The following is a 14265-nucleotide window of genomic DNA, read 5'->3' as shown; positions in this document are numbered from 1 at the left end:
TGACAACCCTTATCTTGCTTATGCAGATAAAGCCTCTCATTAGCCGCGCGAACCTCTGTAATGAAAGATCATATTAACAACAATACACTACTCTGTTTTGCTAACGCTTCCTAGAAGAAAGGGGCCAAAAGAGGCCCCTTCCCACTGAAACTCAGAAGACTTAGCGACGCAGACCCAGACGCTCGATCAGACTGGTGTAACGTGCTACATCTTTACGCTTCAGGTAGTCCAGCAGCTTACGACGCTGAGAAACCATACGCAGCAGACCACGACGGCTGTGGTGATCTTTTTTGTGCTCAGAAAAGTGGCCTTGCAGATGGTTGATCTGCGCAGTCAGCAAAGCAACCTGAACTTCAGTAGAACCACTATCGTTAGTGCCACGACCGAAGTCTGCTACGATTTTAGCTTTAGCTTCAACACTTAGAGACATTGTAATACTCCAAACATTATAGATAAAAAAACAGGCGCCGATCTCTAATTCAGCCACCCAATAGTCAAGCCGCGCTATTCTACCCTCAGCGTTCTGCGATAGCAAGGCAGCAACAGGCGGGTTTACACCGGAAACTCAACAACCAGACGACGTGGCGCAACGCGGCCATCGCTGTCGATTTCGCCCATTCCGATAAATTTGTGTTCGTCACCTTCGGTGATTCTCACCATGCCGTTCGAGGGCGCATTCGCTGCCTGAACCGCTTGCCCCAGCTTCAAATAACCCGCGACAACCGGCGTCAAATTCACCTCAGGAAAATCAATAACTGGGCTTTCCATCGGCATGAGCAGCGGATCGAGGCTCTGCGAAAGTGGGAGCTCTTGTGTTTGAGCCTGCTCGGCCAAAGCCGCTAGCTGCTCCAGCGTCACCATTCTTTCTGTAGGATAGGTGGCCACCTGTAAACGACGCAGGTAAATCACATGCGCGCCACAGCCCAGCTTTTCACCCAGATCGTCAATAATGGTTCGGATGTACGTGCCTTTCGAACAGTGAATCTCCAGCTCCAGCTCATCCCCTTCCCAGCGAATAAACTGCAGTTCGTACACGGTGATTTCACGCGCTTCACGTGGAACCGTCAGCCCCTGACGCGCATACTCATACAGCTTACGCCCCTGATACTTCAGCGCCGAGTACATGGATGGCACTTGCTGCGTGGTACCACGAAAACCTTCCAGCGCCTGTTCCAGATCGGCAGCAGAAAAACCAATCGCACGCTCTTCAATCACGTTGCCATCGGCATCAGAGGTGTCAGTCCGTTGCCCAAGGCGAGCAATAACACGGTAGCGTTTATCAGAATCGAGCAAATACTGGGAAAATTTCGTCGCTTCCCCAAGGCAAATCGGCAACATGCCGGTGGCTAATGGATCCAACGCCCCTGTATGGCCCGCTCTGTTGGCGTTAAAAATCCGTTTTACCTTCTGCAAAACATCATTAGACGACACGCCCTGCGGCTTATCTAATAGCAATACGCCGTGTATATCACGGCCACGGCGACGAGGACGACTCATTAATCCTCCTGATCTTCGCCCGTAACAGAACGACGTTCCGTATCGTTTTTGATCACATTGGTCACCAGATTGGACATTCTCATCCCTTCAACCAATGAGTTGTCGTAGGAGAATGTCAGTGCCGGGACAACACGCAGGCGCATTGCTTTGCCAACCAGGGTACGGATAAAACCAGACGCATCCTGCAGTGCTTTGATTGCCGTCTGAACTTGCTCTGGTTCGTTATCATTCAGGAAGGTCACAAAAACCTTGGCATACGCCAGATCGCGAGACACTTCCACACCGGATACGGTCGCCATGCCGATACGCGGATCTTTCACTTCACGCTGAATGATAATGGCGATTTCTTTTTGCATTTCCTGCGCAACGCGCTGGGTGCGGCTGAATTCTTTTGCCATGATAAATTCTCCAGTAAAAATCGGGGGGCACTAGGCCCCCCTTACGAATCACTTACGTCGTCGCCGAAAACGGATTACGCGATCGTACGTTTGATCTCAATCGTTTCAAAGACTTCGATCATATCGCCAGGGCGAACGTCGTTGTAGTTCTTCACGCCGATACCACATTCCATGCCGTTACGGACTTCGTTAACGTCATCTTTGAAGCGGCGCAGAGATTCCAGCTCGCCTTCATAGATCACCACGTTGTCACGCAGTACACGGATCTTGTTGTGACGCTTAACGATACCTTCCGTCACCATACAACCGGCGATAGCGCCAAATTTCGGTGATTTAAAGACATCACGCACTTCGGCCAGACCGATGATCTCTTGCTTATATTCCGGCGCCAGCATACCGCTCATCGCCTGTTTCACTTCGTCGATCAAATCATAGATGACGGAGTAATAACGCAGATCCAGACTTTCCGCTTCAACTACGCGGCGAGCTGATGCATCTGCACGAACGTTAAAGCCAAGGATAATCGCATTCGATGCCGCTGCCAGCGTAGCATCCGTTTCTGTGATACCGCCCACACCGGAACCGACGATCTTCACTTTCACTTCGTCAGTAGACAGTTTCTGCAGTGAATCGGAAATCGCTTCACAAGAACCCTGAACGTCAGATTTCAGAACGATGTTCAGCTCAGAAACTTCACCTTCTGTCATGTTGGCAAACATGTTTTCCAGTTTAGATTTCTGCTGACGAGCCAGCTTAACTTCACGGAATTTACCCTGACGATACAAGGCTACTTCACGTGCTTTCTTCTCGTCACGAACAACCGTCGCTTCGTCACCTGCAGCAGGCACACCGGACATACCGAGAATTTCTACAGGAATAGAAGGACCCGCAGACGTAATTTCACGACCTAATTCATCACGCATCGCACGAACACGGCCATATTCGAAGCCGCACAGAACGATATCGCCTTTATTCAGCGTACCTTCACGAACCAGTACGGTTGCAACTGGGCCACGACCTTTATCCAGGAAGGATTCGATCACGACACCGTTCGCCATGCCGCTACGGACCGCTTTCAGTTCCAGAACTTCGGCCTGCAACAGAATCGCATCCAGCAGTTCGTCGATACCGGTACCCGCTTTAGCAGATACGTGGACAAACTGAGATTCGCCGCCCCACTCTTCCGGCATAATGCCGTACTGAGACAGTTCAGTTTTCACACGGTCTGGATCAGAGTCAGGCTTATCGATTTTGTTTACTGCAACAACAACCGGAACCTGAGCCGCTTTCGCGTGCTGGATCGCTTCGATGGTCTGAGGCATCACGCCATCATCCGCTGCGACAACCAGTACCACGATATCCGTTGCCTGAGCACCACGAGCACGCATTGCGGTAAACGCGGCGTGTCCCGGTGTATCCAGGAACGTGATCATACCGTTGTCAGTTTCAACGTGGTAAGCACCGATGTGCTGGGTAATACCACCCGCTTCACCTGCTGCTACCTTGGTTGAACGAATATAGTCAAGCAGCGAGGTTTTACCGTGGTCAACGTGACCCATGATGGTCACGACTGGCGCGCGGGATTCCGCCGCAACACCCGTATCACGGTCGCTCATTACCGCTTCTTCCAGCTCGTTCTCACGACGCAGGATGACTTTATGGCCCATCTCTTCCGCTACGAGCTGTGCGGTTTCCTGGTCGATGACCTGGTTGATGGTTGCCATTGCACCCAGTTTCATCATCGTTTTGATGACCTGAGAGCCTTTAACAGCCATTTTGTTAGCCAGTTCAGCAACGGTAACCGTTTCGCCGATGATCACATCGCGGTTCACTGCCTGAGCGGGCTTATTGAAGCTCTGCTGCAGTGTACTTGGCTTACGTTTACCTTTGCCACCACGGGTAACAGCACGCGCTTCTTCACGGTCAGCCTTGGACTCAGACTGGCGATTACCTTTCTTCTGCTTGGTGACTTTGGCTGCGCGAGTACGGGTACGGCGCTCACCTTCAACCTGACGGTCGTTTTCATCTTCCGCTTCGCGGGCATGATGAGAAGTCGTCACATGATAATCGGCAGATTCTTCAGGTTTAGCGCTTTCCGCTTCCCAACGCCCGGCATTTTCTTCAGCCATACGGCGAGCTTCTTCAGCAATACGACGAGCTTCTTCTTCAACCTTAAGGCGTGCAGTTTCTTCTGCTTTACGCTTAAGTTCGGCAGCTTCCGCTTCACGTTTCGCTTTCTCAGACTGAGCCGGCTTGGTCATATTTTCGTTTTGTTGGTTCGTCACTTTTTCTTTTTCCGCTACATCACGCTTAGCTTTTTCAGCGGCCTCACGTTTGGCTTGCTCGTCGGCAGCACGCTTCGCTTTCTCAGCAGCTTCGCGCAGATCGGCCTCGCGTTTAGCCTGCTCTTCAGCGGCACGTTGTGCCTGTTCTTCCGCTTCACGCCGTGCCTGCTCTTCCTCTTCAGCCTGTTGGGCATCAATCGGATCGCGTTTTACATAAGTGCGTGTCTTGCGGACTTCGATCTGCACCGACTTACTTTTTCCGCCGGTGCTAGGGACATTTAACGTGCTGCGCGTTTTGCGTTGCAGCGTCAATTTACTCGGTGCATTACCGCGATCGCGGTTCAAATGCGCCAATAACGTTTCTTTTTCATGCTGGGTCACAGAGTCTGATGCAGACTTGGTCATTCCCGCATCAGCAAACTGCTGTATCAGGCGGTCAACCGGCGTCTGAATCTCTGCTGCCAGCGATTTTACGGTTACATCTGTCATGCTGTTCCTTTCCTGCTACAGTTCGTTATTCGTTGTCGTCGCCAAACCAACAGATATTACGTGCGGCCATAATCAATTCGCCCGCTTGCTCATCATTGAGCTCTTCAATATCTGTCAGGTCGTCAACACCCTGTTCAGCAAGATCTTCCAGCGTACAAACACCGATCGCAGCAAGCTTGAATGCCAACTCACGCGACAGCCCAGGCAAGCCAAGCAAGTCTTCAGCAGGTTGACCGTCACCCAGGCTTTCTTCATGCGCCAGTGCCAACGTTGTTAATGCGGCTTTCGCACGCTCACGCAATGCTTCAACGGTTTCTTCATCAAGGCCTTCGATGGCCAACAGTTCCTTGATTGGCACGTAAGCCAGTTCTTCAAGTGAGGAGAAACCTTCTTCAACCAGCACGGTGGCAAACTCTTCATCAATATCAAGGTGCTTGGTAAAGACGTCGATTGCAGCATGTGCTTCAGCCTGATGCTTGGCTTGAAGATCTTCCACTGTCATCACGTTCAGTTCCCAACGATCGTCTGAACGATGCTGTTTCAACAGTTGGGAGGCCAAACGTACGTTCTGCCCGTTTCGACCAATCGCCTGAGCCAGATTGCTCGACTCAACAGCGATATCCATCGTGCAGGTATCTTCATCAACCACGATCGATACCACATCGGCAGGTGCCATGGCATTGATGACAAACTGTGCAGGATTATCATCCCACAGAATGATATCAATACGCTCGCCGCCCAGCTCGCTGGAAACAGCCTGCACACGCGCACCGCGCATACCGACACAAGCACCGACAGGATCGATACGTTTGTCGTTCGTCTTCACTGCAATTTTTGCACGTGAACCCGGATCGCGGGCCGCTGCCTTAATCTCGATAACTTCTTCACCGATTTCTGGCACTTCAATGCGGAAGAGTTCAACCAGCATTTCCGGGCGGGAACGGCTGACAAACAGTTGAGCACCGCGAGCTTCAGGACGAACAGAGTACAGCACGCCACGAATACGGTCGCCAGGGCGGAAATTTTCACGAGGCAGCATGTCTTCACGGCCAATTACCGCTTCTGCACTGGTGTTAGAGCCATCGATTGGTCTGACTTCAAGCGAAATATTATCACGGTTCACCTTCTTCACGACACCGGTGATAATCTCGCCTTCTTGCTCACGGAACTGATCAACAACCATCGCACGTTCTGCTTCACGAACTTTCTGTACGATAACCTGTTTTGCCGTTTGCGTCGTAATGCGGTCAAAAGTTACGGATTCGATTTGATCTTCAACGTAACCGCCAACATCAAGAGCAGGATCTTCAAACTGCGCCGCTTCAAGCGTAATTTCGCGGGTTGGCTGAGTGACTTCATTCACCACTAACCAACGGCGGAAGGTATCAAAATCGCCCGTTTTGCGATCGATACTGACGCGGACATCAATTTCCTGCTCATATTTTTTCTTGGTCGCTGTCGCCAGTGCGGTTTCCAGCGCTTCAAAAATCTTCTCGCGCGGAAGGGCTTTCTCATTGGAAACTGCTTCAACAACAGCCAGAATCTCTTTGTTCATCCTAGTTGCCTCATCCAAACTTTAAAAGTGGGGTACAAGATTCGCTTTCTGAATGTTGCTCAGTGCGAATACTTCATCTTTGCCTTCCACTGTTATGGTGATCATTTCGCCGTCAACAGCTTTGATCACACCCAACCATTTACGGCGATTCTGGACTGCCATACGCAGCACCACGGTGACTTCTTCACCAACGAAATGCAGATAATGTGCTGCCGTGAATAAGGGACGCTCAAGCCCTGGAGACGAAACCTCCAGGTTATAGGCGACAGTGATTGGATCTTCTACGTCCAATACCGCACTGACCTGGTGGCTGACATCAGCACAATCATCAACAGTGATTCCATCTTCACTATCAATATAGATACGCAGCGTCGATTGGCGACTACGGATGAATTCAATCCCAACCAATTCGTAGCCTAATGCGGCAACGGGTGCTGAAATCATCTCTGTTAATTTTTGCTCTAATGTGGACAAGTCCACCCCCAAGACATAAAAAAAGGGCCTAATAGCCCAGTTGTTTGTTGCCAAATAACAAAAAACCCCGATAAATCGGGGCTTTATGCAACTGGACCCTAATACCGCTTACCGATGCGGCATAACTTTCGGTGAAGGATTTTTTCAAAAATCACTGCAAAAAGAGATAGAAATTGAGTGAAGAACGTATTTGAAAAAACACTTTACTGGAAGTTAAGTGGTTGCGGGGGCCGGATTTGAACCGACGACCTTCGGGTTATGAGCCCGACGAGCTACCAAGCTGCTCCACCCCGCGTCCGAAATCGTGGCAAATACTACGCTGACAACTGCATAAATGCAAGTCATCCATAGGATTGGTTCGAAGGCGATTCTTATACGTGTAATTCGTTCTTTTGTCAAGAATCATTAAAGGGCGTAGAAGCGGCCATCGCGATGATGGTATTCCACTGTAGGAAGCAGATCTTGTGTCGTCACGCGAGCTACAAAGCGGGCAAACCGTTGCAAAAAGGCACGGACGCCAGAAATAGCTGAAAGAGGTGACGCTGTGGGGGATTCCCTGATGCTTAAAAATCAAACAATAACTGAATAATATAATAGGATAGAACTTATCTTCGTTCTTCTTCTAATAGTACGATCGCAGCCTGTGTTCTGTTACGCACATTAAGCCGCCTGAAAATCGACTCCAGGTGTGACTTCACGGTTCCTGCACTGATGTTTAATGTTCGACTGATTTGTTTATTAGAAGCCCCTGACGCAATCAGCTGTAGAACCTCATGCTGCCTTTCACTGAGTTTGCCTTTTACACTGTTATCGACACTCCACCCCTCATAGATCACCCCATCATCCGGTAAACAGACCATACCCATCGACACCGTTTTTAATGCCTGAGCAATAGAATCAACCGGCGATGTTTTAAGAATGACGCCCATAACATGGTGTTTAAGATAGTTATTCAAAATATGTCTTTCAATCGCATCAACCATAATAATTACACTAACACCAATATATTTCTCATGCAGTTCCTCAAGGAATAAACTGCACTCTCCATTTTCTTTATTACAATTTAGTAAAATAAAAGCGTTGTTCATCTCCTCAAGACAAGGCCATACATCATCAATTTCATTTACGCCAACAATATTGACATCGTGCATAAAATCATTCAGTCCAACAGATAAGCCCTGAATGAAAACAGGGGATTTGTCAATAATAACAACATTCACTGTGCAATCTCCATTTACCTTTATTTTAAAAATGCCATATTTAAAAGTACTCTCTAATAAGTTTTAGCCTATCTTGAAAGATATGATGTTGCGCCATTTGGCATATGCCGTTTACCTTATAGACTTAGCCATATTTATTCGCGCATACTGACATGATAATTTCAGATGAAAAACTGAAAAGGAATACCACTAGCAATGAAACATTATCTCAGAATAAACCACCATAGTGTAATAATTCCACAAACATACAAAAACACCTAACGCAATCAATTTTAAAATAGTGAAAAAACGGCCTATGTCATATTACATGACGCCTCCAACACAATGACTGATACGTTATTTTTTCATTAACTGTTAACGTCTTCTCAAATTATCATGCATTCCCCTCCAGATTGTTTATGTTTAGCAACTGGAAATTAAGATAAGGAGAGAGTATGTCATTCAAGAGTTGGATCACGGGGGAAAATAAAAAAACAAAAAATGGTGATAATACCCAAGGGGAAAATATCCATTCCCCACAGAACCATCTCACGGAGTCATCAAAGGCAATGACGCTAGCAGATATTGCTCGCGGTATGCAGCATGCTGCCACCGCCGCCAATCAATTTATCGCTCATCAATATCAACAGACTCTCGAGCCTTTTTTTGAACGTGACGCTGATGGCGTGTTAACCCCGAAGACCGTTGCGATTCAACTCGATCCCCGACACCACGTCGAACTGCCACTGGTTGCCCTTTCTACTCCAAGGGGGTTGATGCTGGAAAAAATGAAAGTGCAAATGACAGTGAGAACCGATTCGGTCAGCCAGGACGAAATCACCTCATCTTTAGACGCTCATAACATCACTAATTTTCACGTCAGCATGTCGCCTTCAGGCAAAAACAAAAAAGGAAGAAATAGTCAGCACGTCGATATAGAAATGCAATTCACTGCGCTGGATCCTCCAGAAAGCATCATGCGGTTAATTGATGAATACACCAATCTCGTTCTCCCCCGAATAACGCAAGAGGAAAAAAGCAATGGCTAATATTCCAGATACGATCAATGAAGCAGGTCTCTCGCTGATTAAGAGTTTTGAAGGTCTGAAATTAACAAAGTATCGTGACACAGCAGGTAAATGGACGATTGGATATGGACATTTAATACTGCCGAATGAAAACTTTGATAATGGAATTACCCTTCAGGAAGCGGATTCATTGTTACGGCAGGACTTAAAAACGGCGGAGGCCGGTGTTCAGCATTATGTGACCGTTGATCTCAACGGAAATCAATTTGGTGCATTAACGTCATTTACCTACAACCTGGGCGTCAATAGCCTGAAGACGTCGACATTATTACGCCTGCTTAACCAAGGTGGCTATGCTGCCGCAGCCGATCAATTCCCACGCTGGGACAAAGATGGTCAACAAGTCGTGGAAGGGCTCCTGCGCCGTAGAGAAGCAGAGAAAGCACTTTTCCTACAGGCCATCACACCAAATTAATATTCAAAAAAAGTTAAAAAACGCTATTTCATAGAAAAAACCATCGTGGATATATTATGGATACTTCACAACTCCCTATCATTTATGACATTCTGATCAGTGATATTATTGCATCAGTTGCAGGATTATTCGGCGGCCTCAGTATTTCCTTTTTTTGGCGACCGCAGAAACTGAATAATTACGACAAGCTCATTGCCGCATTAATCATTATCATCATCAGCATTTCAGCAGCCTTCTCACTGGTAGGCATTATCGCCGAATTGCTGCACGTTAATATCAGTAAAGTGGAGAACGCAATAGGATTAGGTTATCTGGTTGGTGCTATTAGCGTAGGCCTGGTTACGCTGCTGGCAAATTTCTTCAGCTATCGAGAGAATAACGATATTCTGGATGTCGCATCAGAAATAAAGCAGGCGACGAAAGGCGTTCATTCAATCGACGAGGCTCGGGGAAAAACGCCCGATGATAAAAACTCGTCAGGCCATTAATGCGCGATTCTCAACAGTCATCGCTCTCAGCCGTAAATCGCCCATATGGCAGGAAGGCACCCCGTTGCCTTCCTGCTACTGCTTTCCCTTTTCTGACATATTCAACCACGCAGTCAATGCCTTGCCAATAAAGCCAATGCCTATATGCGGGTTCCTCAACGAAGGTGTCTCAATTCGGGACACCTTCGTTAGCGTTCTCTACAGATTACTGCACAAGAGAGCCGTATTTGGCTGTACGACATCCATCAGAATTTGATGGTACTGATGGGACAGTGCAGCAATCTCTTCCGCGTTAAAAGCCGCCTGCTGATAATTAAAACACAGCGCCAGAGCCTCATCGTCATAAACAGAGAGCGTTAAATCCAGTCGAGCCTGATGATTAGCAATATCCGTAATCTGATAGGCAGTTTCATTGATCTGTACGGCTGGCGGCATGGCCGTCAGATAGTTAAAACTGACCGGAAAACGCAGCTTATCAGACCATCCTTTAGCCCGGACATCGGCCATTAACACATCATAGGGCAATGTCTGATGGTCCAAAATAGCATGGATCTTATTCTGGCTGCGGGCCAAAAGCGTGCTGAAAGATTCCTGAGCCGGCGAATCATCGTAGTAAGCCACCATGTTAACGAAACAGCCTATTGTGGTGGCGTTTTCAGTCAACATACGGTTCGACACCGGAATACCGATGGGAACATGACGATAGTTTGTCGTTTTGAGCAGTTGGGTAAAAGCGGTCAGCATGCAGACAAACGGCGTCGTGCGATGCTGTTGGGCATAGTGCTTTATCGCCTGCGTCAGCGTATCTGACAAAATGCACCAATAATTTTCTCCGTCCTGGCAGTCACTGAGCGGGAATGCCGTCGCATCAGCTCCTGCAGCCAGGTAATCCTCCATCTTATCCAGCCAGAACTGACGCTCTCTCGGATGGCATTGATCTTTGGTGCGACGTTGCTGCTGCCGATAGCGCAGATAGCGCTCTTCACTGCCTATTCGATAGCTGCGATCGCCAGCGCTATAAGCACGGACGTAATCAACAAACTGATGGAAGAACAAGCCAATGGCGTCATGATCGAATACCGTATGGTGTACACGCCCCAGCAGAATATGTCGTTGTGTTGTCAGCGAAATCAGATGAAAACAGATGAGCGGCGAGTGTTCTACATCCATTTCAGGTGTGCTGATCAGCTCCAGCAGCCGTCGGTCGCTCAGTGTATTCTTTCCCCCATCAGGAGAGAACGCCGTCAGGCGTTCAATCGGGATCGCCTCGATCGGATAATCCCCCTCAAAGCACTGTAGCCGATCCAGATCGAAGCGGGTTCGTAACACCGGATTACCTTCCAGAATACGCCGGATACTCCACTCCACAGCAGACTCATCCAGTGGGCCCTTTATCGTCAGACGAAAAGCCAATTGATAGGCCGACGGCTCCGAGCTGAGCTGGTCCAGCGTCAGAAAATAACGCTGCTGCGATGAGGGTGCGAGTGCCTCGATATCCGCGTTGTTCTCGTCAGACGTAGGCTCGTCATCGTTCACATAGTAAGGGACGATGAAAGCCAGCAGATGGGGCGTCGCATTGTTGAAAAATAACGGGTAGTCGATTTCACTAAACAGCCGTTTTCTAATCAGTAGCCGGGCTTTCATCGCCTGAAGCGAATCGCCCCCTAAATCGAAAAAGTTATCGTTGGCGCCGAGTTCACGAAAGCCAAGCACCTCTTGCCAGATATCGATCAGTTCCTGTTCCAGCTCGTTACCTGCGGCTTTAACAGGATATCCCAACTCAGGGCGCTGCGGACAAGGCTCTGGAAGCCGGCTCACATCCAATTTCCCGTTAGGCAATTTGGGCAGGGTTTCCAGCATAATAAAGTGAGACGGATGCATCGCTCGCGGCAGTTTATCCTGCAAGAAGCGGCGCAGATCGTTCGTGGCAAGCGACGGGTTACGGCTCACCAGATAGGCCACCAGACGCTGACGCCCGTTTTCCTGAATCGGCCGCACCAGCGCCTTGTCGATATCGCCATGCTGACGTAACACAATTTCGACTTCTTCAGGCTCGATACGAATGCCATTAATCTTAATCTGGCGATCGATACGTCCCAGATACAGGATCTCCCCTTCTGGCGTCATTTTCCCTAGATCGCCAGTGCGGTGCCCCCAAGAGCGTTTATCGGCTCGAACATGGGTGAAGAAACGCTGCTGTGTTAATTCGTCGCGGTTAATATAGCCACGGGCGACGCCTTCACCGAACGCGCAAATTTCCCCTTCTTGCCCTTCAGCCACGGGACGCAGGTTCTCATCCACGATCATAATTTCGCTGCCACGCAGTGCCTTACCAAGCGTCACACTTTTTCCCGGCTTTAATTCAGCAAATGAGCAGTTGGCCGTCGTTTCCGTCGGGCCATACAGATTAAAGAGCCTGACATCAGGAATCTGCTGGAACGTACGCTCTTTTAAATCAAAAGAGACGGGCTCGCCGGAAAGAAAGACCGTTTTAGGTAATGCCCACGCATGAGAAGAAGATGCCTGATAGCGCAGCAGCTCATCCCAAACGGTCGGCACGCAATAAATGGCACCGTCGGGATGCTGTTGATGCCAGCGTAATAACACCTCCGGCTCATTCAAGCTGCCGGCAGGCAAAATAAATAGAGTGTCGCCGCGCAATAAAGGCGCATAAAGCTGTGTCACGGCAGCGGCAAAGCTGAGTGTCGATGTCAGAGGAAGCGTCGCACGGGTCTCTGGCCACACATCCTCATTAAACCAGTTCAGATAATAACTCAGGTTTCGGTGTTCAATGGCCACCCCTTTTGGTTTCCCTGTAGAACCAGAGGTATAGAGAATATAAGCCAGATCGTTTTCGCAAACGGGTGGCAGCGTCGCCACAGGCTCAGCAGAATAATGGATATCCTCTAATACCATCGTGGAGGGAAAAACCTTATCGATGGCCGTTTTATTTAACATCGCTCGCGTGGAAATAAGTAAAAATGTCGAAGAATCATCAAGGATCTGCGTAATTCTTTCTGACGGATGAAAATGCGAGAGCGGAACATAGGTATGCCCTGCTTTTAAAATAGCTAGCAAGACCACGGGCATCATCACACCAGGTTCCAGATAAACGGCAATTCTTCCCCGTTTATTATCTGGATAATGTGATAACAAATAATCGGCCAAACGGCGCGACTGAGACTCTAGTTGTTGATAATTCAGCCTGTCGCCATTAAATTCCACCGCCGTCTTCTCGGGACTTTTCAGTGACCATTCAGAGATAATTTCAAAGACCGTTTTTCTATTCTTCATCATTTTCCTTCCATATTGTAAAAGGATGCTTTTTTCGGGAATGGTTCTAACGCGACTTCCGGTATCTCACGCGATGAAAAATTAATGCTATAAAAATGAAAACACGTAATGATGGGTTCGTCATGCTAATACCAGGAAAGACACATGAAATAACGCGCATGCCTGAGTATGGGTTTAACAAATAAAAGACATTATTGCCTATATACCAAAAGGACTATGCCAGAATGCGAAAGTCTCCCCGTACCCTGGCGGGTATTATTTTTCCTTCCCTTTGCTATTTTTTATTGACAGTGCATCACACCCTATTCGTAGATAATTGGAGGCTCCGATGGATTCACAATTTATCGGTTCTGTTATTAATGCGCTACCGCTGGAAAATATGATTAGCGGGCCATTACAGGCAATGATTAACGCACAGGTTCAAGCCAGCAAAGCCTATACGGATTTTCTATTATCCGTCTGCATTCAAAATAATAAAGCTGTCGCCATCCAATTCGACTACGACGAAACGCTTATTGACGAAAGCGGAGTCGCAAAAGGTGCAGTGACAAAAACGATGCGCATACCGCTCATTGCCGCGATTACCCATCCGATTATTTCTATTGAAGAAGGGACGATCGATTTCGAACTTGAAGTCACACAGAGTGAATCTTCATCCGATGATACCGGAGAAGACGGCAATCTGGCGGCGTCACTGGGATGGGGGCCGTTCAAAGTCAAAATGGCTGGTCGGGTATCACACAAGTCAGCGCAGACCCGAGCTACAGACACACGCGCTAAATACAGCATTCACACGCAGGTAAAACGTCAACCCGCGCCTGAAGCGCTCATGCGCGTCATCGATTTTCTGACCGATGCTGCGATCAGACCCAGTATTCCCGCAGGGGAAAGCGTGCCACAGACAGCGGAAAACGCCACGTCACCAGCACCTGCGGAGCAACAAGAAGCGTCATCATAATCAAAGCACATTGTTCAGCAGCAATATTACTCAGCGGCAATTACTCATCGGCATAGTGCATGTGTGCCGTACCTGCATAACGCGTAAAAGGATGCCCGGCGTGACCCCTGGCATCACCAGAGGAT

Annotated in this window: 12 protein-coding genes and 1 tRNA gene; 4 read left to right on the top strand and 9 right to left on the bottom strand. The window is 48.5% G+C overall.

Annotation, left to right across the window (positions count from 1 at the left end; all coding sequences use genetic code 11):
• Positions 1-160: 160 nt before the first annotated feature.
• The 8 genes from rpsO to BUB06_RS06160 all read right to left on the bottom strand — a co-directional run bounded on the left by rpsO (position 161) and on the right by BUB06_RS06160 (position 7918).
• The gene (gene rpsO, locus BUB06_RS06195; protein ID WP_010279698.1) at positions 161-430 is read right to left on the bottom strand and encodes a 30S ribosomal protein S15; all 270 of its coding nucleotides are present in this window, start codon (positions 428-430) and stop codon (positions 161-163) included.
• Positions 431-552: 122 nt separating this feature from the next.
• Positions 553-1497, bottom strand: coding sequence for a tRNA pseudouridine(55) synthase TruB (truB, locus tag BUB06_RS06190; RefSeq protein ID WP_039470726.1), 945 nt, complete (start codon positions 1495-1497; stop codon positions 553-555).
• On the bottom strand, positions 1497-1895 hold the full coding sequence (gene rbfA / locus BUB06_RS06185; protein WP_010279693.1) for a 30S ribosome-binding factor RbfA: 399 nt from the start codon (positions 1893-1895) through the stop codon (positions 1497-1499). Before rbfA ends, truB begins: the two co-directional genes overlap by 1 nt.
• Before the next feature lie 74 nt (positions 1896-1969).
• Positions 1970-4669 carry a translation initiation factor IF-2 gene (gene infB / locus BUB06_RS06180; RefSeq protein ID WP_010300008.1) on the bottom strand — a complete coding sequence of 900 codons (2700 nt, stop codon included), beginning with the start codon at positions 4667-4669 and terminating at the stop codon, positions 1970-1972.
• A gap of 25 nt (positions 4670-4694) precedes the next feature.
• Positions 4695-6224, bottom strand: a complete 1530-nt coding sequence (gene nusA / locus BUB06_RS06175; RefSeq protein WP_010300006.1) for a transcription termination factor NusA — start codon at positions 6222-6224, stop codon at positions 4695-4697.
• A gap of 21 nt (positions 6225-6245) precedes the next feature.
• Complete coding sequence (rimP, locus tag BUB06_RS06170; protein ID WP_010279686.1) at positions 6246-6698, bottom strand: ribosome maturation factor RimP; 453 nt, start codon at positions 6696-6698, stop codon at positions 6246-6248.
• Between the two features lie 218 nt (positions 6699-6916).
• Positions 6917-6993, bottom strand: a tRNA-Met gene (locus BUB06_RS06165).
• A 310-nt stretch (positions 6994-7303) separates the two neighbouring features.
• Positions 7304-7918 carry a response regulator transcription factor gene (locus tag BUB06_RS06160; RefSeq protein ID WP_039470724.1) on the bottom strand — a complete coding sequence of 205 codons (615 nt, stop codon included), beginning with the start codon at positions 7916-7918 and terminating at the stop codon, positions 7304-7306.
• Positions 7919-8352: 434 nt separating this feature from the next.
• Between BUB06_RS06160 and BUB06_RS06155 the strand changes: the two genes are divergently transcribed.
• Genes BUB06_RS06155 through BUB06_RS06145 form a run of 3 tightly spaced genes read left to right on the top strand, consistent with a single transcriptional unit; the run spans position 8353 to position 9888 of the window.
• Positions 8353-8946 (top strand): DUF2589 domain-containing protein, encoded by a 594-nt coding sequence (locus BUB06_RS06155; RefSeq protein ID WP_039470722.1) that lies wholly within the window; start codon positions 8353-8355, stop codon positions 8944-8946.
• Positions 8939-9400, top strand: coding sequence for a lysozyme (locus BUB06_RS06150; protein ID WP_039470720.1), 462 nt, complete (start codon positions 8939-8941; stop codon positions 9398-9400). The genes BUB06_RS06155 and BUB06_RS06150 overlap by 8 nt, the downstream gene beginning before the upstream one ends.
• 56 nt (positions 9401-9456) lie before the next feature.
• Complete coding sequence (locus tag BUB06_RS06145; RefSeq protein ID WP_039470718.1) at positions 9457-9888, top strand: hypothetical protein; 432 nt, start codon at positions 9457-9459, stop codon at positions 9886-9888.
• A 198-nt stretch (positions 9889-10086) separates the two neighbouring features.
• Here BUB06_RS06145 and BUB06_RS06140 read toward each other — a convergent pair whose 3' ends face one another.
• Positions 10087-13185 carry an amino acid adenylation domain-containing protein gene (locus BUB06_RS06140; protein WP_236689850.1) on the bottom strand — a complete coding sequence of 1033 codons (3099 nt, stop codon included), beginning with the start codon at positions 13183-13185 and terminating at the stop codon, positions 10087-10089.
• A 325-nt stretch (positions 13186-13510) separates the two neighbouring features.
• Between BUB06_RS06140 and BUB06_RS06135 the strand changes: the two genes are divergently transcribed.
• Positions 13511-14140: a DUF2589 domain-containing protein gene (locus BUB06_RS06135; RefSeq protein WP_039470714.1), complete on the top strand. Its 630-nt coding sequence runs from the start codon at positions 13511-13513 to the stop codon at positions 14138-14140.
• Positions 14141-14265 lie beyond the last annotated feature (125 nt).

The organism is Pectobacterium carotovorum, from assembly GCF_900129615.1.
Taxonomy (GTDB): domain Bacteria; phylum Pseudomonadota; class Gammaproteobacteria; order Enterobacterales; family Enterobacteriaceae; genus Pectobacterium; species Pectobacterium carotovorum.
The sequence above is the reverse complement of the archived record's forward strand: the minus strand, read 5'-3'. Positions and strand labels throughout refer to the sequence as shown.

Coding starts and splice junctions, on each gene's coding strand:
- BUB06_RS06145 (WP_039470718.1), top strand. CDS start 9,457: ATGGATACTTCACAACTCCCTATCATTTATGACATTCTGATCAGTGAT.
- rbfA (WP_010279693.1), bottom strand. CDS start 1,895: ATGGCAAAAGAATTCAGCCGCACCCAGCGCGTTGCGCAGGAAATGCAA.
- truB (WP_039470726.1), bottom strand. CDS start 1,497: ATGAGTCGTCCTCGTCGCCGTGGCCGTGATATACACGGCGTATTGCTA.
- nusA (WP_010300006.1), bottom strand. CDS start 6,224: ATGAACAAAGAGATTCTGGCTGTTGTTGAAGCAGTTTCCAATGAGAAA.
- BUB06_RS06135 (WP_039470714.1), top strand. CDS start 13,511: ATGGATTCACAATTTATCGGTTCTGTTATTAATGCGCTACCGCTGGAA.
- BUB06_RS06140 (WP_236689850.1), bottom strand. CDS start 13,185: ATGATGAAGAATAGAAAAACGGTCTTTGAAATTATCTCTGAATGGTCA.
- BUB06_RS06155 (WP_039470722.1), top strand. CDS start 8,353: ATGTCATTCAAGAGTTGGATCACGGGGGAAAATAAAAAAACAAAAAAT.
- rpsO (WP_010279698.1), bottom strand. CDS start 430: ATGTCTCTAAGTGTTGAAGCTAAAGCTAAAATCGTAGCAGACTTCGGT.
- BUB06_RS06150 (WP_039470720.1), top strand. CDS start 8,939: ATGGCTAATATTCCAGATACGATCAATGAAGCAGGTCTCTCGCTGATT.
- infB (WP_010300008.1), bottom strand. CDS start 4,669: ATGACAGATGTAACCGTAAAATCGCTGGCAGCAGAGATTCAGACGCCG.